The organism is Sinorhizobium sp. 22678 (assembly GCF_052044265.1).
GTDB classification, from domain to species: Bacteria; Pseudomonadota; Alphaproteobacteria; order Rhizobiales; family Rhizobiaceae; genus Sinorhizobium; species Sinorhizobium meliloti_A.
In genome coordinates this window covers 40699-60338 of record NZ_JBQEMS010000012.1, presented here as the reverse complement: position 1 = coordinate 60338, position 19640 = coordinate 40699, and the positions used below count along the sequence as shown (strand labels likewise).

Below are 19640 nucleotides of genomic sequence, written 5' to 3'. Positions count from 1 at the left end.
GGCCAAGGAGAGTAAGAGCGATGTTTTCAGGAAGCGCCCTCAACCGACCGTTCGCCGCCCGTCTCCTCACCGCGATTCTGCTGGGTGCTGTTCTCTCCGGCTGCTCGGAGGAGAAAGTCGAGACGAAGGAGACCATACGCCCGGTCAAGGTCGTGGAGATTGCTCCGGCCGGCGAACCGCGGGAGCTTCACTATTCCGGCTCGGTCAAAGCGCGCACGGAGATGAATCTCGGTTTCCGCGTCGGCGGCAAGATCACCGAACGGCTCGTCAATATCGGCGACCGGGTCAAGCCGGGTGACATTCTCGCCCGTATCGACGCCACCGACTATCGGCTTGCGGTCACGAGCGCAGAGGCAGACCTGCTTGCCGCCGAAAAGCAGGTGCGGACGACAGCGCTTGCGAAACTCCGGGCCGAACAGCTCTTCAGCAAATCGTTTTCCTCCCAGGCTCAACTCGATCAGGCAACCCTTCTTTACGATCAGGCGGTCTCGACGCGAGACGCCGCGGCTTCGTCGCTGAGCCAGGCGAAGAACCAGGTAAACTATACGGACCTCAAAGCCGACCAGAACGGCATCGTCACGATCGTAAACGCCGATATCGGCCAGGTCGTCGGCACCGGAACGCCCGTCGTGACCGTCGCTGTCGACGGCGAGAAGGAAGTCGAAATCGCAGTGCCGGAGACGGATATTGCCGAATTCAAGCCCGGCAAACCGGTCGGGGTGCGCTTCTGGTCGAACGACATGCTTGTGCTCGACGGCCATGTGCGCGAAGTCTCCGGCAGTGCCGATCCGCGCTCGCGCACCTTTGCCGTACGCGTCAGCCTGCCGAACGACGGGCGCGTGCTTCTCGGCATGACGGCGACGGTCGAGGCGGCTGCGGAAAGCTCGGCGCCGCTCGTTTCCATCCCCCTGAGCGCGCTGTCGAAGAAGGACGGCCAGAATATCGTCTGGATCGTTGACCGTGACTTCTCGACCGTTCATGCGCGCCCGATCAAGCTCGCCGATTTCGCTGACAACGGTGTGCGGGTCGCCGAAGGCCTCGGCGCCGGCGACCTCGTCGTTGCCGCAGGCACACAGTTCATGGCCGAGGATCTGAAGGTGAGACTGCAGGCGGGCGAACAGCAATCGGCCGAGCAGCAGTCCGCCCGGGCCGAAACGCCCGAAATTCTCCGTTAGAGCTCGCAGCAAAGTAGCGCTCTGACCCTTTGAACTATGCACTTCCCACGGAAAACCGGTTTCCACTTTTCCAGGAAGTGCTTCAACCTCCACCGGTAGAACGGGACGACGGCCATGCACGCCTCCACCGAGGACAAGAAACCGTTCAATTTTTCGCGCTGGGCAATCGGGCATCCGAGCATCGCGCGCTTCCTGCTGGCGCTGATCATCATCACCGGCGGGCTTGGGCTCCTGCGCATGGGGCAACGCGAGGATCCGGAATTCACGTTCCGGGTCATGGTGGTACAAGCCGTATGGCCGGGAGCTTCCATCCAGGAAATGGAAGACCAGGTGGTCAACAAGATCGAGCGCAAGCTGCAGGAAACGCCGCATCTCGATTTCGTCCGTTCCTATACGCGCGCCGGCAGCGCCATCATCACGGTCCAGATCGAGGGCGATACCGACGCAGACGAGGTCGCCGACGCCTTCTACCAGGTGCGCAAGAAGGTGGGCGACATCGCCAACGAGCTGCCCGAGGGCGTGCTCGGCCCCTATTTCAACGATGAGTTCGGCGACACCTTTATCACCCTGCATTCGATCAGCGGCGACGGCTTCAGCTATCCCGAACTGAAGCGCTTCGCGATTGAGGGGCGCGACATGCTGCTGACGACGCCAGGCGTCGAGAAGGTCGTGATCCTCGGGGACCAGCCCGAGAAAATCTATATAGACCTCTCCTCCAAGGTTCTCGCGGAGCGCGGCCTGACGTTCAACGACCTGCGCAATGCGATCGCCGGTCAGAACAATGTCGATCATGCCGGCTCTGTCGACACCGGTACGCGCTCGGTGCGCATCTCGGTCGAAGGAGACGTCACCAAGGTCGAGGACATCCGTGAACTGCGGCTGAGGGCGGGAAACCGGACCATCCGGCTCGGCGACATCGCGACCGTGACCTCCGGGCTGGAAGATCCCTATGCACGGAAATTCCGATTCAACGGCCACGACAGCGTCCAGATCGGCGTCGTCATGGCAAAGGGCTTCAACGTCACGGACGTAGGCAAGGCAGTGGAAGCGACCTACGATCGCTTTGAGTCCGCCCTGCCCTATGGCGTGTCGGTCGATCAGGTCTCCAATCAGCCGGAAGTCGTCACCGAAGCGATATCCGAGTTCAGCCACGCGCTCATCGAAGCGCTGATCATCGTCCTCGTCGTCTCTTTCCTGTCGATCGGCTGGCGCTCCGGTCTCGTGATCGCGATTGCCATTCCGCTCGTACTCGCGGCCACCTTTGCGATCATGTACGAGCTGGGCATCGACCTCCAGCGCATCTCGCTCGGGGCGCTGATCATCGCTCTCGGCCTGCTTGTCGACGACGCGATGATCGTGGTCGAGATGATGGAGCGAAAACTCGAAGAGGGGCTGGAAAAGATCGACGCGGCGAGCTTCGCCTATTCCTCGACCGCTTTTCCCATGCTGACCGGCACTCTGATCACCACCGCCGGCTTTATCCCCGTCGGCTTCGCGGAATCGACCGCCGGCGAATATGTGCGCTCGCTCTTCTATGTCGTCGGCATCGCGCTCGTGGTCTCCTGGTTCGTGGCTGTCTATTTCACGCCCTGGCTCGGCTACATGATCCTGAAGCAGCGCCACCACGCCGGCACCCATCACGACGTCTTCGATACGCGCTTCTATCGCCGCCTGAGGGCGACCGTCGGCTGGGCAGTGCGCCATCGCGTCCTCGTGCTCCTGACGACGCTTGCCATCTTCGTGACGAGCCTTTGGGCATTTCAGTTCATTCCGAAGAATTTCTTCCCGCAGTCCTCGCGCCCGGAAATACTGGTCGATCTCTGGCTGCCGGAGGGAACGAGCATCAAGGAGGTCGAAAGGCAGGCCAAGGCGCTCGAGGAGCGGATGATGGAGGATGAGGACAAGCGCTTCATCGCCACCTATATCGGCGAAGGCGCCCCGCGCTTCTTCCTGCCGCTCGACCAGCAGCTTCGCAATCCGAACTTCGCGCAGCTCCTCGTCATGGCAAAGGACGAGGCGGCCCGCGAGCGGCTGATCGTCAAGCTGCGCACGATACTCGCCGAGGATTTCCCCTCCATCCGCACCAAGGTTGACCGGTTGTTCCTGGGACCGCCGACCGGATGGCCGGTGCAGATGCGGGTGATGGGCCCCGACCGCGAGGAAGTGCGTCGCATCGCCGACCAGGTGAAGACGAAATTTCAGGAAAACCCGCTGCTCGGCGCCATTCATGACGACTGGCTCGAACCTGTGCCGGCGATGAAGCTGGTGATCGACCAGGACCGCGCCCGCGCCCTCGGCATCACGTCGCAGCGCATCCGCCAGATGTTGCAGGCGGCAATGTCCGGCGTCCCGCTCGACAGCTTCCGCGACGGCGAGGAAACGGTCTCCATCGTGGCGCGGGAACCCGGCGGCAATCGCCACCTGCTCTCTGCCGTCCAGTCGGTCTATGTACCCACCGATTTCGGCGGCTTCGTCCCGGTCTCGCAGATTGCCAAGGTCGTTCCCGTCATGGAACAGGGTATCGAGTGGCGGCGCGACCGGCTGCCCACGATCACCGTGCGCGGAACGCTGCCTGACGGCGTGCAGCCGAACGACGTGGCAATGCAGCTCTTCGACGAGCTCAAGGGACTGAGGGAGGGTCTTGCGCCCGGCTACAAGGTGGAGATCCAGGGCGGCGCCGAAGACAGCGCCGAGAGCCAGGCCTCGATCGCCGCCAAGGCGCCGATCATGCTGGTGGTGATCGTCATCCTCCTGATGGCGCAACTTCAGCATTTCGGCAAGGCGATGCTGGTGCTCGCAACCGGTCCGCTCGGAATCATCGGTGCGGCGGCGGCCCTGCTCATCAGCGGAGCACCCTTCGGCTTCGTCGCCATCCTGGGGGTCATCGCGCTGCTCGGCATCATCATCCGCAACTCGATCATTCTGGTGGACCAGATCGACCAGGACATAGCGGCCGGGATGGAACGTTCCGAGGCGATCATCGGCGCGGCGGTGCGCCGCTTCCGACCGATCATGCTGACGGCGCTCACCGCGGTGCTGGCATTGATCCCGATCTCCCGCGGCGTCTTCTGGGGACCGCTGGCTTATGCGATGATGGGCGGGATACTGGTTGCCACCGTTCTGACGATCCTGGTTCTGCCGGCCGGTTATGCGCTCTTCTTCGGCAAGGAGCCGAAATCGCGCAAAACGGACCCGGAGCCTGCGGACGCGCAGGACGTTTCGGACGAACAGGAGCGCTACCCGGCGCCGCTTGCGGCAGAGTAAGTGGAGATCGGCCACTCTTGCCCAATTCTGTCGAAATCGAAATTATGTGATAATCTCACCGGGTTTCGATCCCCATGATCGGAAACAGAATCAGAGGCAGGAGCAGGAATGAGCACGATCATGTTCCCGCAAAGGGACCTGCGCGAAGAGACCGCAGCCCTTCGCGCGCAGATTCTCGAAAGGCTGTCGAAACTGCCCTGGGACGGGCTTTCCTTCGCGCATCCCGTTCCGGGCCTCTCGCTCTATCGCATCGTCGAGCCGGCGGGCCCCTTTTCGAGCGTTTACGAGCCAAGCCTCTCTTTCATCATCAAGGGAAGCAAGAATGTCCGCGTCGGCAACGAGACGCTCGTCTACGATGAAGGCTGCTTCTTCCTGACCGCCATCGGCCTTCCCGTAACTGCGCAGATCTGCGCGGCAAGCGAAGGGGAGCCCTATGTCGCAGCGGCCTTGCGTCTGGACATGGAAAAAGTGCGGCGCATCATTGCCGATCACGACATACACCCGACGGACATTCCCGAACGCGACCTTGGTGTGGCTGTCGGCACCGCGACGCGCGAGCTCTTCGATGCCCTGTTCCGGCTGATTTCGCTTGCAGGCTCACCGGCCGACATTCCGTTCCTGGCCGGCCATATCCAGAACGAGATCCTCTATCGCCTTCTCACCGGCGAGCAGGGCGCACGGCTCCGGCGCTTCGCGCTCGCGGGCACGAACAGCAACCGCGTCGCCAAGGCGGTCCTATGGTTGAAGGAAAACTACACCAAACCGCTTCGCGTGGAAGAACTGGCCGAGATCGCCAATATGGGCGTCTCCACGCTGCACCACCACTTCCGTGCCATGACCGCAATGAGCCCGCTGCAGTTCCAGAAGCATCTGCGACTGCATCACGCACGGGAATTGATGCTTTCCAAGTCGCTCGATGCGGCGACGGCGGCGCTGCAGGTCGGCTACGAGAGCCCGACCCAGTTCAACCGGGAGTACCGCCGGGCATTCGGCCATCCGCCGCTGCGCGACATCAGGGCGATTCTGAATTCCAGCGATTCGACGAGGCGGAACTCCGCGGGATGATTGCTGCCCCACCCGGTGCGCTGATCACGATCCCGTCAACCTGGCAGGAATGGGCAATAATTCGGCAGGATTGAATCTACCAGCCCGGCGAATGGTCTTCTAAGCTCCAGGTCTCGTTCATGGTCTTAGGTCAGGGTGCCTGACTCGTGAGCGTGAGTCATTCCAAGAGCTTGAGCGGAATGTGGGCGGAAGACCTTTCCACATCCGCGCCAGCGGCAGTCCGGCATGTGGCAGCGGCATCCCGCTTCACGCGCCGAAACGCGAGGAGAACACCATGGTGACTGTTAAGATCAACGGCGTCGAACACAAGATCGAGGCCGAGGCGGATATGCCGCTTCTGTGGGCAATCCGGGACCTTGTCGGGTTGACGGGCACGAAATTCGGCTGCGGCATGGCGCAATGCGGCGCCTGCACGGTCTATGTCGACGGCTCGCCCACTCGGTCCTGTCAAACCTTCATCGGCGACATCGAAGGAGCCGAGGTGACGACGATCGAGGGCCTGAACGGAAAGGTTGCCGAGACGGTGCAGGCGGTCTGGGCCGATCTCGACGTTCCGCAATGCGGCTACTGTCAGTCCGGCCAGATCATGTCCGCTACGGACCTTCTGGCCAACAATCCCAAACCGACGGATGCCGACATCGACGCCGCCATGTCCGGCAATCTCTGTCGGTGCGCCACCTACCATCGTATCCGCGCGGGCATTCACGAAGCCGCGAAGCGTCTGGAGGCCTGACATGATACCGAAACTGATGCAATCGATCGCCCGTCCTGCCGCCCGGATGGAAACGTCGCGGCGACAATTCCTGCTTGGCGCGCTCGCAGCCGGGACCGGCATTGCCGTCGGATACAGGGTTCTCGCCGCCTCCCCGGCATTTGCGGGCGAGGCGGAAACGGAGAGCGGCTCCCACGCATTTTCTCCCTACCTGATGATCGGAGCGGACGGAAAGGTCACCGTGCTCTCGTCCCAGTTCGAAATGGGTCAGGGTTCCTATAACGGCGTCGCCACGCTGGTGGCGGAAGAACTCGACGCCGACTGGTCCACGATCGACGTCAAGGGTGCGGCCGGAAACATACCGGCCTATGGCAATATCGCCTTTGGCGGAACCATGCAGGGCACGGGCGGCTCGACCTCCATGTCCACCTCCTGGGAACGCTATCGCAAGGCAGGTGCCGCCGCCCGGGCGATGCTGGTTGCTGCAGCCGCGGCCGAGTGGGGCGTCGACGCGGCCGAGATAACCGTCGAGAACGGCACCCTTGCCCATCCTTCCGGCAAGAGCGGCGGTTTCGGCGCATTTGCGGCAAAAGCGGCCACGATCCCGGTGCCGACCGACGTAGAGCTCAAGGAACCGGGCGACTGGAAGCTCATCGGCAACGCCAAGCTGAAGCGCTTCGACAGCGCCCGGAAGGCAAACGGAACCGAGCAATACACGATCGACGTGAAGCTCCCGGGAATGCTGACCGCGGTGATGATCCATCCGCCCCTCTTCGGCGCCAAGGTCAAGTCCTTCGACGCTACGGCCGCGCGCGCCATCAAGGGTGTGGTCGACGTGGTGGAAACGCCGCGCGGCGTGGCGGTGGTTGGCGAGCATATGTGGGCCGCGATCAAGGGCCGGGAAGCGATTACCGTCGAGTGGGACGAAACGGACGCCGAAAAGCGGGGCACGCCCGAGCTCATGTCCACCTATCGCGACCTTGCCGGCAAGACACCGGCCGCATTCGCGCGCAAGGACGGGGATGCCGACGCTGCATTCGCATCGGCCGCAAAGGTCATCGAAGCCACGTTCGAGTTCCCCTATCTCGCGCATGCCGCCCTGGAACCCCTGAATGCGGTCGCACGCAGGAACGAAGACGGCACGATCGAGGTATGGGGCGGGCATCAGCTCCCCGACGTCTACCAGAAACTCGCCAGCGAGATTGCCGGCGTACCGGTCGAAAAGGTCCGGCTCAACGTCATGAAGACCGGCGGCAGCTTCGGCCGGCGTGCGGTATTCGACGGCGACGTCGTGGCCGAAGCCGTCCATGTGGCGAAGGCTCTCGGTTTTCGTGCACCGGTCAAGGTGCAATGGACCCGCGAAGACGATACGCGCGCCGGGCGGTATCGGCCGGCCTATGTGCATCGACTGAAGGCCGGCATCGACGCAAGCGGGAAACTCGTTGCCTGGAGCGATCACATTGTCGGTCAGTCGATCATGGCGAAAACGGCCTGGGACGGGATGGTCCAGAACGGGGTCGACCCGACATCCGTCGAAGGAGCAAACAATCTGCCCTATGCCATCCAGAACCAGACCGTCGGGCTCACGACCACCGACGTTCGCGTTCCGGTCCTCTGGTGGCGCTCCGTCGGCTCGACGCACACGGCATTCGCAGCCGAAGCTTTCCTGGACGAGGTCGCCGAGGCTGCCGGGCAGGATCCCCTGGAGTTCCGCCTGTCAATGCTGGAGCCCGGCTCGCGCCACGCGACCGTTCTCAAGCTGGCGGCGGAAAAGGCCGAATGGCAGAAACCTCTGCCCGAAGGCCGCTTCCGCGGGGTCGCGGTCGCCGAGAGCTTCGGTTCGGTGGTGGCTCAGATTGCCGAAGTTTCCATTGATGGCGAGGGCATCAAGGTCGAGCGCGTCGTTGCGGCCGTCGACTGCGGCCTGGCGATCAATCCGGATCAGGTCCGCGCTCAGGTCGAGGGCGGGATCGGCTTCGGGCTGAGCGCCATCCTGGGCGAGGAAATCACGCTCACGGAAGGTCAGGTCGATCAGGGCAATTACGATATGTACACACCGCTCAGGATCGATGCGATGCCGAAGGTCGAGGTCCATATCCTCGCCTCTGCCAACCCGCCGTCGGGGATCGGCGAACCGGGCGTTCCGCCGATCGGGCCTGCGGTTGCCAACGCAGCCTTCAAGGCGCTCGGCAAGCGGATCCGCGTCCTGCCCTTTGCAAAGTCGCTCAACGCCTGAGCGCTCATGCCGGCCGCCAGCGCGGCCGGCATCTTCCCGCCTAATCCGCGCCGCCCAAGCTACGCCGAAGAATTTGCGGAAAGCATCATTTTCTCGGAACCATCCGCACCGTAGGCTGTTAGGCGCCGTCGCTTCCTCGAGGCGACACGTTCAGAAGAGCGGTCGGCTCTCGTTCCTCCGCCGGAGCCGACCCGGGCGGCGTCCCTCCCCCTCTCCCCCTCCCCGGGGGCGCCGCCGAGCGCTGCGGAACGTGCCTCCTCCGCAGCGCCGCCGCCTAAAAGGCACCGCCGATGCTCATTGCGCGATCGCGATCGAAGAAATCGCCACGCAGGATGCGGCTCCTGTGGGAAGAGCATCGCATGGCCCTGACCGTTACCGAGCTGGTAGGTCTGGATACCTGAAAGCGTGTCGACTGCCGTGCTGCCCTTGGGCGGCACCCAGCGCAAGCAGCAGGCGGGAACTCGGCCGGCTCGAACCTTGAAAGATGGCGACGAAACGTACCTTATAGGGAAATAAGGGTTGCGCATCAGGACGCAACGACACGCATAGGATGATGTGTTTTACTCGCCGTTATGCTGTAAGCGATTTGATAATCGGCGATTTTCCGCTCCGGCGCATTACGCCCGCTCCGAGTGGTGCCGCAAACGGCGCAGGCTCCTCTTCGAGGCGTTGCGAGGCGTCGGGTGATTCGTGAATCGGACCGGACCCCGCTTCCAGGCGCGCAGGGCTAACCGAAGAACAGGGACGCGATCATGATGGCGGAAACCAATCCGAGGGCGGCGATGAACACGATCAGGTCGATCATGGGGTGATGGCGCAGACCGCGTCGCATGGCGAACTCCTCCACCCGTTGCGGGTCAAGCAGAACGTCCATGCGGCGGATTTGTTCATCCTGCGGTCATTCGATCACGCGCAGCCGGATGCTTCCCGATCAATGTCCGCCCTTACGGCGAGCATCGTGGCTGTGATGGCGGTCGTGCTCGCCTCCGCCTCCGGAAACCTTGCTGCGCGTCCGGCGCTCGGAATCGGCCGGCGGCTTCTCTATTTCGAGCGGAGCTTTCGCATTCTCGTGGGAGGCGCCCGGACCGCCCTGGCGGATACTTGCGGGTGTCTTCTTGGAAGTGGACATGCGCTCTGCCTCATCTGTCCTGCTGATAGCCCTGATGGGTCGTGTTGACCTTGGTGTTGCCCTGCTGCCCCTTCTTCTCCGGATTTTCTGCGAGGTCGGGCTTCTTCGCCCCGGCGGATACGTTTCCAGACTCTCCGGCTCCCTTGTGGCTGCGGTTGTCCGACGGGACGGGTGGTGGTCGGCTGCTCATTCGAGACCTCCTCACTGTGCCGTGGCGTCTTTAGCGCCAGCGTCTTGCGGGTATGCGGCCCTAACCTGTCAGGACGGGCGTTGTTCCTGGTCGTCGAAAGGCAGGACCGTGCCGGCAGTTGCGGCATGCAGGTATGTTCCGAGGACAAGGCCGAGACCCATGGCGACATAGGCCATCATCAGGTCCGACTTCGGCAAAGCGAGTTCCCAGCCGGGCGTGAGGCGCTTGGGGACGAGGCCGTAATCGACGAGGGCTGCAAGGGCGGTGGTGCCAGCCGCGGCGGCAACGACCCGAGAGGGCGAAGGCCGCGCGCTGCGCCCGGTCATTGCCGAGAACGGGAGCGCCCACCAGAAAGAGGCGAGCATGTGCGTTGTAAAGCCGGTGCCGGTGTGGGCGAGATCGGGACGCGATACCGACCCCGAGCGCGGGCCGTGTATCCAGTGGCTCGTCGCGTTGATCGGCCGCCACGGGCTCCTGTTCCGGCGCTCGGCCGCAACCGCCAGCGCCGCGAGGGCGGCGAGGCCCGCGCATAATCCGCTGGCGGCTATGAGTGATACTCGTGCCATCCGTCTCTCCCGAAATTGTGACAAGCCGATCGTTGCAGGCCGACGGATGAACCGGCGGCCCGCCTCTTTGTTCCGGCCAGAAGGCGGTGCTGCTACTCTGCCGGCTGCGGAACCGCTGCCGGGAGCGCTCCGCCGCCCGCAAGGCTGCGCTGGCCGGCCGCTATCGTCACGACGGTCGCCACCCCGGCGGCCACTGACACCCAGAAACCGTTCTGCGCGCCGAAATTGTCGACGACCCAGCCGGAGACGAACGCGCCCAAGGCCATGCCTATGCCGATGCCGGTCATCACCCAGGTAACGCCCTCCGTCAGCATCGACTCGGGTACGCGCCGCTCGATCAGGCCGAATGCCGTGATGAAGGTGGGCGAAATCGCGATGCCGCTGGCGAAAACCGCCAAGGCGAGGAGCGGCACGGTGTTCGCAAAGAGAAGAGGCACCGACGTTATGGCGATGACGCTCACGGCGATCAGAAGCTGCCTGTGCAGGGGCATGGCGGGGTTCAGGGCACCGAGCGCCAGGCCCACCAGGAAGGAACCGACCGCATAGACGCCGATGACGAGGCTGGCAGCCTGCGGCTCTCCGAGTTCCTTGGTGATCGCGACGGCACTGACTTCCGCCGTGGCGAAAATGGAACCGACGAAAATCAGGGCAAGCGTGATGATCTGCACGGGACGCTGACGGATTGCCGAGACCTGCGAGACGCCGGCCTCCAATCGGCGCACCTTCGGCTCGGTCGAGCGCTGCAGGATGAAAGCCGCCGTCCCGAGCGCGAGGAATATCGTGCTCGTCAGCATGCCGGCTTCCGGAAACAGAGCGACGGCGAGGCCGACCGACAGCGAGGCGCCGGAGATATAGACAAGCTCGTCTGCCGACGATTCGAAGGCGAAGGCTGTGTTCAGCTCGGGTTGATTGCGGAAGATCTCGGTCCAGCGGGCGCGGACCAAGGCGGGTATGCTGGGCATCATGGCCGCGAAGAAGGCAGATGCGAACAAAGTCCATGCGGGCCAGTCCCGGTTGGCCGCAATGATCAGCGCCAGGAATGCGGCTACCGACACGATCGTCGTCGGGACGACTACGGCGGTCTGGCCGAGGCGGTCGACCAGCCGCGATATCTGGGGCGCGACGAGCGCATTGGTGAGGGCGAAGGTAGCCGAAACCGCGCCTGCCAGCCAGTATTCGCCATGGGTCTGCGACAGCATTGCGACGATCCCGATCGGTGCCATCGCAATCGGCAGTCGTGCGAAGAAGCCTGCTGCCGAAAAGCCCTTGGCTCCCGGCGCCCTGAAAATTTTCCCGTAGGGATTGGACATGAGACGCTCCAATGAAGGATGGTGCTAGGTGACATACGCCGCGTATGTCATCTAGTTAGTTGCATACGCGTCGTATGTCAAATAAAATACGAGGCGTATGCGAAACGGGAGACGATATGAACAGACCGCGAAAGGAAATGATCGCCGAGACCCGCGCAAAACTGATCGCGGCCGCCAGGCATTCCTTCGGCACCATCGGCTATGCGGACTCGTCGATGGACGATTTCACCGCCGAGGCCGGCTTGACCCGCGGTGCGCTCTACCATCATTTCGGTGACAAAAAGGGGCTGCTGCAAGCGGTGATCCGGGAGATTGACGCCGAGATGACGGCGCGCCTGAACAAGGTCTCTTCGGAAGCACCGACGCTCTGGCAGGGATTCGTGGACGAGTGCGTCGCCTATATCCGCATGGCTCTCGAACCGGAAATTCAGCGCATCATGTTCCGTGACGGACCAGCGGTGCTTGGCGATCTATCGCAATGGCCCATGAACGAAGGCTGCATAGCGGCGCTGGCGGGCAGCCTGGCTCGCCTCAAGGCCGAAGGGGCGGTCATCGACGTCGACACGCAAGCTGCAGCCCGTCTTATCAACGGAGCGAGCAGCCACGCGGCGCTATGGATCGCCAATTCCGACGACCCGCAGGAAACGTCGAAAAAGGCTGTCGAAGGCTTTAGGGCGCTGCTCGAAGGCCTGAGGACCGAAAAAGGGCTGACTGCCGCGTATCAGTGTTCCAGCAAAACGCCGGAATGCTTCTAGAGCATTTGATCCAACGCACTTCCGGACGGAAAACCGTTACACACTTTTCCTGTATGTGCTCTAAAAGCGCACCACGAGCCCGAGGATCGGCCCCTGCTCGACGACGTCGAAGACGAATCCGTCATTGCTGTAGTCGACACCCAGCGCGCGGTAACCGGCAAGCGCCGAAACGGTATCGCTGAAGCGGTAACCGATAGCCGCGGCGACATCCCAGTCCAGATCCGCGCCACCGGCGCCGACAAGGCCCCAACCGGTCATGTAGATCTCGGGCGTAAACGAATAAGTCCCGCGAAAGCCGGCGATTCCGTCCACCCAGGTCGCATCGTCGGTTCTCGACACACCATCGAGAACGCCCCCTTGGAAGGAGAGCTCGCTCTTGACGGACCAAACACGCAAGCCTCCGACGATATCGAGCCGTGCAGCGCTGTCCTCATAGATCGCGTAGCCAGCGCCGAGTGTGCCGGCGAAGGTCTCCGTCGAAAGCTCGACATCGTCGGCGAGAACGCCCCTGGGCGTGCCGCCCTGGCCGGAAAGCTTGATGTACATCGCGTCCCCGAAGATGCTGTAGGGTCCGTTGCGCGCTTCGGCGATCGCCATCGCAGCGAAATCCAGGTGGTCGAAGACATCACTGAAACTCGCGTCGACGTCGACCGCAGGCAAGCCGAACTGCTCGATATCCCCCGAAAGCCCCGCCGCCCAGAAGTAGGGCGCGAAGGAAAACGTCCAGCCGCTCTCCGTGGTGACCTGCTGGGTTTGCGGTGCCACCGGAGAATAGATGTCCGCCGCCGTGGCACCGCCGGCAAGCAGGCAGGCTCCGATGGAAGCCAGAGTCGCTATGAAACGAGATGTCATCACATCCTCCGATATTGCCCGCCGGCACGATCGGCCGCGGCTCGACAAAGTCTTTCAATCCTTAAGCGATTCAGTGAAATATCAAACGCCCCAACTCACTGAAACCAGGCAGTTCCGCACGAAAAATCTTCCCGTAATTCGCCGGGAACCTTTCTAAGTCACTGGGTCGGGTCTTCGCTTTTCTCGGCGCTTGTCAGCGTCTCCTCGAGGTTGACCTTCTTGCGGCGCGTCCCGCTCTGTTCGATGATATTGACCGGCGCGGAAATCGTGGCGGCCGCGACGTTCCCGACATTTTTGGCAGTGCCGGCGACTACGGCGGTGATTCCGTCGCCCAGCGTGATTTCGGAATCGGTAAGCGTCTGGCCCTTGATGATCCGCTGCCCGATCAACTGCACGATTTCAGGACTTTCGGCGAACTTGCCGTGATGCAGGCCGTCCTCCGTCACGACCTTGGTCAGGTCGATTGCGGTGATTCCGGCACGTTCCAGTTGGGTACGGTAGGGTTCGGCAGTCGGATCGATCGCGCCGAGCCGCGACACGTCGCCGGAGATCAGCCGCGAGACCGCCAGCGCGCGGTCGTCCTGTGAAACGAAGACCGTGAACTTCGGCCGCGCCTTGCCCATGTCGACCCATTGCTTGGCGAAGACGTCGAGGTCGATATCGGGCGAAGCAAGGATCACGTTCTCGATCTTCGGCGCGATCTTTCCGTCACGAATTCCCATCTGGCGCAGCGATTCCATCGTCAGCCACGTTCCCATGGAATGAGCGAGGATGGTGACGTCCTTGACATGCGGAGAATTCGCAAGCGTGCGCAGCGTATCTTCGAGCGCTGTGCGGGAGTAGTTGGTGCTCTCCCTGTCGTAATTATAGTCGAACACGCGCGCCCGTGACGGCCAGGTAAACAGGATCGGCGTCGCCTGCGCACCGGAATCGTGCACGATCTGCGCCAGCCGGAAGACCGCATCTTCGTAGCGATTGTTGAAGCCGTGAACGAAGAGAAGCACGTGGCCGCCCTCATTGTGCATCTGGAACCAGCTGCGCGCCTCGTCATCCGATGCCAGCTCGCGCACCCGCGTCACGGCGAAATCCGTCTCCGGGTTGGGCGGCAGCTTGCGCGGCCACTGCACCGTGCCCGGCTTGCGGCGCGAGTCCGGCGGGATCGAGACCGCAACGTCCGTCATCGAAAGCGTCGCACTGCGCTCACCCGAAAACAGGGTCGCCGGGTCTCCCGAGGGCTCGCGGGTCGTGGCCACCAGCATGTCGACCTGAGACGTCGTAGATGGCTGCGCCAGAGCCACCGGAGTCATCACGCCTTTCGGGTGACCTCCGCAGCCGGCCAGAAGGGCGAGCGCGACAAACCCCGACAGAGCCGCGCCCCAGGCTTTCGCAACGCGGAGCCGCCCTCCGCACGAACCTATACTCAGCAAAACAACGCCTCACACTCCAGGCGCCGTCGCGCCGCCCCTCACATTCGACCTGCAACTTAGACCCTTACACGGCAAGATTGAAGTCCGTGTAACGATCCCATTCTTCAAACTGCGTATCCCCGGCCGGACGCCCAGCCCCGCGTCTCAGCGGACGCGCCTGACACAACGGAAACCAACATGGCTCGTCGTCGTATCCGTCTCCTGAGCGTGGCGGGCTGCGGGACGGTACCGCCGGCAATAGTTGGGCGCGCAGAGATGCGATCCCCCCTTGAGGACGCGGCGCGGAACCTTCACTCTTGCCGCGGGATCGATACTGGCTTCCATATCCCCGTTGCGCGGATTGCTCGGAATGCAGCACGGCTTCGCAGCCGCCTCCGGGTGGCGCACGGACCAGTAATCCGTGGTCCACTCCCAGACATTGCCGATCATGTCGTAGAGCCCGCAGCCGTTCGCCGGGTAGTGTCTCACCGGCGACGTCCGCGCGAAGCCGTCCTCCAGCGAATTCTCGATCGGGAAGCTGCCCTGCCAGGTATTGGCCATGTGATTCCCGCCCGGGTCGAATTCGTCCCCCCAGGCAAACTCGGCCTGATCGAGACCGCCGCGCGCCGCGAGTTCCCATTCGGCCTCGGTGGGCAACTCCTTGCCGGCCCATGCGGCATAGGCCTTTGCATCCTCATAGGAGACATGGACGACGGGGTGATCCAGAATCGCTCCGATGCTGCTCTTGCGCCCGAGCGGGTGCCGCCAGTTGGCGCCGAGGGTGAATATCCACCATTGCGATATGTCGCTTCCCCTCAGCGGGTGTTTTGGCGGCGTGAAGACGAGCGAGCCTGCTCTCAGATTGGACGGCGGCGCGCCGGGATAATCTTCCGCACGCGGCCGCTTTTCTGCGAAGGTCACATGTCCGGTCGCGTTTACGAACTCCAGGAACTGACGGTTCGTGACCGGCGTCTCGTCCATCCAGAACCCGTCGACCGCCACCGGGTGCACGGGCGCTTCCTCGGGATAATGGTCGTTCGACCCCATCATGAAGGTCGCACCGGAAATCCAGACCATTTCCGCCGCGGGTTGAAGTTCGGCCGCGGTGTGCAAAGACGACTTCATTGGCATTCTCACTGAAACCGGTTCCCAGATCTACCGCCGACGGCTAGCTGCCCAATTCATGCAGGGCATCTTGGACCAAGCCCGCGATCTTGTCCGCATTCGCCTTCCGACAGAATGGCTGCAGGCGGCATAATATTTCCCTGCTGTTGCCGACGCATCGCACCCTTTCGCATCACACGGCTGCCGCTGCGGCGCCGTTCCGGCAAGCCCGGCGCACCGGGTTCGCGCCCTCAGTCCTCGGCGATCGCCCAAGCATCGCTCGGATTGAATGTGCGGATGTCGGCGGCAGTTTTCTCAGTTTCTTCCCCGAGATCCGCTTCGTAGACGATGCCGTTGCGGTTGACCACGAAAGTCTTCACCCCCGAGACACCGTATCTCACCGGCCAGGCCACCAGGCCGAAGCCGGCAATCATGTTGCCGTTGATGATATAGTCGAACTTGCCGCCCGTGATGTTGTCGCCCTGACTGGTCAGGATACGGTAGCGATAACCTTGATAGCCCCGGCCGGCCTTCGCCCGTTCCACGGCATCGCCCTCTGCAAGAGCCGCGGCCGCAGGGCTCTCCTCGCCTTCGAACTTCTCTGCAGGCCAATAGAGCCCGTTCTGCGTACCCTCGTCGCTGATCAGTTTCTGCGCGTATTCCAGGACGCCGTCGCCGTCGTGGTCGCCGAGCGCATACTCCTCCTGCGCTCCGACATAGGCGCGCATGGTGGCTAACGTCGCCAGTTCGTTGTCACCGACCCGCCGGTTGGCGATCTCCTCCAGTCCGACAAAGGTGTCGAAGGCCCATTTGCCGTCGTCCCCCTTCGAGATCGGGAAGGGAAACGGCCACAGCTCGTCGCCGATCTCGAGGACCTTGCGGCCCTCCACTTCCTCGACGACGACCTTCTTCTTCACGCCTTCCTGTATGTCGGCATAGGTCTCCATCACCCCTTCGCTCGACCTTGTCTTGGCCGGGTCCAGCCCGACCAGCACTGCGAGCTTGTCGAAATCGCCGCCGGTGACGGTCGTCTCGAAAGCCTCGACCGCCAGTTCCGGCGTGTCGAAAACGGGCGGATCTTCTGCCGCCGCATAGTCTGCAAGCGGCGTATCCTCACCGGCTTCCTGGGCCAGGACTGCCGGAGCGAGCGCCGTGCCGCCGAGGAGGATCATCCCGAAGAGCGAGAGAGCGATCCCGTCACGAATGGATTTGGTCATCCTAGCCTCCCGATCTGATTACCGCCGGCGTCCGCCGCCACGCTTCACCATCTTGTGCCCACCGCCGCCACGATGACCGCCGCCCATGGAATGGTGGCCGCGGCTGGACGACATATGGGTTTGCCGCTTGTTGCCGACCTCGCCGAGCGCCGAGTGCTTGCCGCCGGACGAATGTCGCACGTTGTGTGCACCCGGTTTCGGTGCATGCGCCTTGCGGTGGACGTTCGACCGTGCGCCTGCGGCCTTGCCTGTGCTTGCACGGGCGCGGTTCGCCGCAGCCCCGCCATCGCGACGCGGTGCGTCCACACGACGCTGGGCATTGCCCGCCCGCTCCCGTTCGGCCCGAACGCGGTTCGCATCGACCTTGCTCTTGCGGATGTCGTCGACGGAAACCTTGCTCGGTCTGCGGGCGATTTCGTCTCGGTCGCGGCGCACGTCCTTCGCCCGATTGGCGATGTTGTTGTCGCGGTTTGCCTTGAAGTCGTTCGTAAACTTGTCGCGATCGATATTGGCAAACTGATTCTTGTCGAACTTGATCTTGGACCGGTCGACATTCTTCCAGTCGACATCGTTCATCTTGAATTTGTCGCGGTCGATATCGATGTCGTTGAAGCAATTGTCGCAGTCGATGTCGACGTCGCCGTTCCAATGCCCGCCCCAGACGCCCCAGTCGTCCCAGTCGACGGCCGCCGCCCATATCGCAGCCCCGGTGATCGCGGCGGCGAAATAGGGGGCGGTCGGGTAGTAATAGCTCGGATAGGGATCGGGATAATAGGCGATTGGCGCCGGCGCGTAGCCCGGCTCGTAGAGCATTTCCGGCTCGTATCTCGGCACGTAGATCTTTTCCGGATCCGCCGCCTGGATGACGATGTTGCCGCCTTCGTTTACGACCTTCACCTTGTCGTCGGTCTTGATGACGCCGTCCGCCACCGCCTTGTCGCGCAGAGTCTGGACGGCTATCAGAACGTCTTTCTGCTGGTAGGCGAGCGCGCTGCCGAGCGCCTGCGTCCAGTCTAGATCGTCGCTCATCATCTTGACGATCTCGGGATAGTTGAGAAGCGATATCACGCTGTCGTCCCAGCTCTCCTTCGGCTGCAGCTCCTTGTTCGTCTTCTTCTCTTCGAGGAACCGCGCCGCCTCCACGATCTGCAGCGGAAAGAGCGAAGCGGAGCTGACCAGCGCGACGAGCTCGTCCGGATAGAGCGCGATGCGCGCGACCATGGTTTCGAGCTCTCCCTCGGTCAGGAGAGCGGGTTGATCATCGCCCGCCTCGCCCGCCTGAGCCTGCGCGGCCTGCTGAGCAAGACCTCGGGGAACCAGGGCCGGACCCGCAGCCATCAAAATTGCGAGCCCCGCGACACCGATCGGACGGGCGATCAGTCTGAGCAACTCAGTCGGCATAGCCTCACTCCCTGCGTTTGCACTTCACGTTACGGTCTTGAGCGTCAGCTCGATCTCTTTCTCTCATGCTTTGCGTGACGGCGCCCGCCATGGCGCGGCTGCAAAGCAGTTGGAACTCGTTGCGAAGCGCTCCGAAGGCTCTTCGCGGGCGCACCTCACTTCGGGAAAAGGAAGGTGACGGCAAGGCGTGCGCCCCAACCCTGCGGCCCGTTGTCCGGTGCGGCCGCCCAGTAACGGGCGCCCGCAGTAATGCTCACCGGCTGCTCGCCGAACTTGACCAGCTTGGACACCTGGAAGTTGACCGGGACGGACCACTGGTCGCTTTCCCAGTCATAGGTGCTTTCGGTGTTGAGCGCGAATGTCCAGGCGTCCGGTGTCGTGTAGGAGACGAAGGGCTGCAGGAAGGTCGAGTTGACATCGGCCCTGTCGTCATTGCCTGCGAGGGACCAGATGTGATTTGCCAGAGCGCCATAGGTCCAGGGGCCGTCCTGCTTCAAGACGACGGCCGTCGGTCCGATGCCCCATTTCTCGCTGCCGAGCAGATCGTCCGTGCCTGTCGGGATGAGAAAGACTGGACCGACACCCCAGATGATCCCGCCCGCCGTCGGCTCCTTGGGCGAGAAGAAGAAACTCTGCACGGTATCGCCTAGCCCGAACTGATCGCCGGAAGGCCCGGCAATGTCGTCCTGAGAGATGATCGGAAAGATCGTTCGCGAAATGAGGTTCCAGTCTTCATTGAGGCTGATCGGTATCACCGGCTGCACGTTCAAGGTGACCCGGTGCCCGTCAACCGGTCCGAAACCACGGTCGTAGTTCAGCTGGAACGGCACGCTGATGAGCGAGGCGATTGGGTTCGACAGCTGCTTGGCGAGATCGGCGCCGGAGGAATCCTGTGCCTGGGCAACGCCGCAACCCGCGGCGACCGCAATGGCAAGCACCGCAGCATGCGGGAAGGTCGGCGCCGATGTTCCTGCGCTACGCACCCGACCTGCTCCTTCGGATCGTATTCTGGCGAGCGTCATCCAAGATGTCTCCCTACCTGCACGTCTGTCCGATTGCAAGAATAACTACCGGACTTCCCTTGGTAGAACGCTAACGTGGAAAGTAGTTGCACCACTGGCATTACTTGCGGATACGTGGCGAATTGAACAGCGGCAAGTTGGCCTTTGGTCCAACTATCGCTGCCCCGCAAACGGCCGAATGATATTGTCGGCGTGCGTCTGCGAAAGAATGCCTTTTGCCACCGCTTTCGAACCGC

The 19640-nt window shown here is 62.9% G+C and carries 17 protein-coding genes; 6 read left to right on the top strand and 11 right to left on the bottom strand.

Going from position 1 to position 19640, the window contains the following annotated elements; all coding sequences use genetic code 11:
• Positions 1 to 20: 20 nt before the first annotated feature.
• From ACTJKL_RS19010 to ACTJKL_RS18990, 5 genes are all read left to right on the top strand, one after another.
• Entirely contained in the window at positions 21 to 1175 is a 1155-nt protein-coding gene (locus ACTJKL_RS19010; protein WP_437408194.1) for an efflux RND transporter periplasmic adaptor subunit, read from the top strand.
• Positions 1176 to 1289: 114 nt separating this feature from the next.
• Positions 1290 to 4439: an efflux RND transporter permease subunit gene (locus tag ACTJKL_RS19005; protein ID WP_440853536.1), complete on the top strand. Its 3150-nt coding sequence runs from the start codon at positions 1290 to 1292 to the stop codon at positions 4437 to 4439.
• Between the two features lie 108 nt (positions 4440 to 4547).
• Entirely contained in the window at positions 4548 to 5504 is a 957-nt protein-coding gene (locus ACTJKL_RS19000) for an AraC family transcriptional regulator (protein ID WP_018097904.1), read from the top strand.
• Positions 5505 to 5778: 274 nt separating this feature from the next.
• Positions 5779 to 6237: a (2Fe-2S)-binding protein gene (locus ACTJKL_RS18995; protein ID WP_018097905.1), complete on the top strand. Its 459-nt coding sequence runs from the start codon at positions 5779 to 5781 to the stop codon at positions 6235 to 6237.
• A gap of 1 nt (position 6238) precedes the next feature.
• Positions 6239 to 8452, top strand: a complete 2214-nt coding sequence (locus ACTJKL_RS18990) for a xanthine dehydrogenase family protein molybdopterin-binding subunit (protein WP_440853535.1) — start codon at positions 6239 to 6241, stop codon at positions 8450 to 8452.
• A gap of 727 nt (positions 8453 to 9179) precedes the next feature.
• Here the strand turns inward: ACTJKL_RS18990 and ACTJKL_RS18985 are convergent.
• From ACTJKL_RS18985 to ACTJKL_RS18965, 5 genes are all read right to left on the bottom strand, one after another.
• The gene (locus ACTJKL_RS18985; protein ID WP_018097908.1) at positions 9180 to 9326 is read right to left on the bottom strand and encodes a hypothetical protein; all 147 of its coding nucleotides are present in this window, start codon (positions 9324 to 9326) and stop codon (positions 9180 to 9182) included.
• Between the two features lie 57 nt (positions 9327 to 9383).
• The gene (locus ACTJKL_RS18980) at positions 9384 to 9581 is read right to left on the bottom strand and encodes a hypothetical protein (RefSeq protein WP_018097909.1); all 198 of its coding nucleotides are present in this window, start codon (positions 9579 to 9581) and stop codon (positions 9384 to 9386) included.
• A gap of 10 nt (positions 9582 to 9591) precedes the next feature.
• On the bottom strand, positions 9592 to 9771 hold the full coding sequence (locus tag ACTJKL_RS18975; protein WP_018097910.1) for a hypothetical protein: 180 nt from the start codon (positions 9769 to 9771) through the stop codon (positions 9592 to 9594).
• 68 nt (positions 9772 to 9839) lie between these two features.
• Complete coding sequence (locus ACTJKL_RS18970) at positions 9840 to 10337, bottom strand: hypothetical protein (RefSeq protein ID WP_440853534.1); 498 nt, start codon at positions 10335 to 10337, stop codon at positions 9840 to 9842.
• A gap of 92 nt (positions 10338 to 10429) precedes the next feature.
• A complete protein-coding gene (locus ACTJKL_RS18965) occupies positions 10430 to 11647 on the bottom strand; it encodes an MFS transporter (RefSeq protein ID WP_440853533.1) in 1218 nt (405 codons plus the stop codon).
• Between the two features lie 116 nt (positions 11648 to 11763).
• On the opposite strand from ACTJKL_RS18965, the gene ACTJKL_RS18960 reads away from it, so the two are divergent.
• Complete coding sequence (locus tag ACTJKL_RS18960) at positions 11764 to 12402, top strand: TetR/AcrR family transcriptional regulator (protein ID WP_411922294.1); 639 nt, start codon at positions 11764 to 11766, stop codon at positions 12400 to 12402.
• Between the two features lie 60 nt (positions 12403 to 12462).
• Here the strand turns inward: ACTJKL_RS18960 and ACTJKL_RS18955 are convergent, their stop codons facing one another.
• The 6 genes from ACTJKL_RS18955 to ACTJKL_RS18930 form a co-directional block, all read right to left on the bottom strand.
• Entirely contained in the window at positions 12463 to 13254 is a 792-nt protein-coding gene (locus ACTJKL_RS18955; RefSeq protein ID WP_411922293.1) for a hypothetical protein, read from the bottom strand.
• 158 nt (positions 13255 to 13412) lie between these two features.
• Positions 13413 to 14681 (bottom strand): alpha/beta hydrolase, encoded by a 1269-nt coding sequence (locus tag ACTJKL_RS18950; protein WP_411922292.1) that lies wholly within the window; start codon positions 14679 to 14681, stop codon positions 13413 to 13415.
• Positions 14682 to 14825: 144 nt separating this feature from the next.
• Positions 14826 to 15785, bottom strand: a complete 960-nt coding sequence (locus ACTJKL_RS18945) for a formylglycine-generating enzyme family protein (protein ID WP_411922291.1) — start codon at positions 15783 to 15785, stop codon at positions 14826 to 14828.
• Between the two features lie 230 nt (positions 15786 to 16015).
• Positions 16016 to 16981, bottom strand: a complete 966-nt coding sequence (locus ACTJKL_RS18940; protein ID WP_018097917.1) for a DUF2950 family protein — start codon at positions 16979 to 16981, stop codon at positions 16016 to 16018.
• 18 nt (positions 16982 to 16999) lie between these two features.
• Positions 17000 to 18382, bottom strand: coding sequence for a DUF3300 domain-containing protein (locus ACTJKL_RS18935; RefSeq protein ID WP_018097918.1), 1383 nt, complete (start codon positions 18380 to 18382; stop codon positions 17000 to 17002).
• A 155-nt stretch (positions 18383 to 18537) separates the two neighbouring features.
• The gene (locus tag ACTJKL_RS18930) at positions 18538 to 19365 is read right to left on the bottom strand and encodes a hypothetical protein (protein ID WP_018097919.1); all 828 of its coding nucleotides are present in this window, start codon (positions 19363 to 19365) and stop codon (positions 18538 to 18540) included.
• Positions 19366 to 19640: the final 275 nt, after the last annotated feature.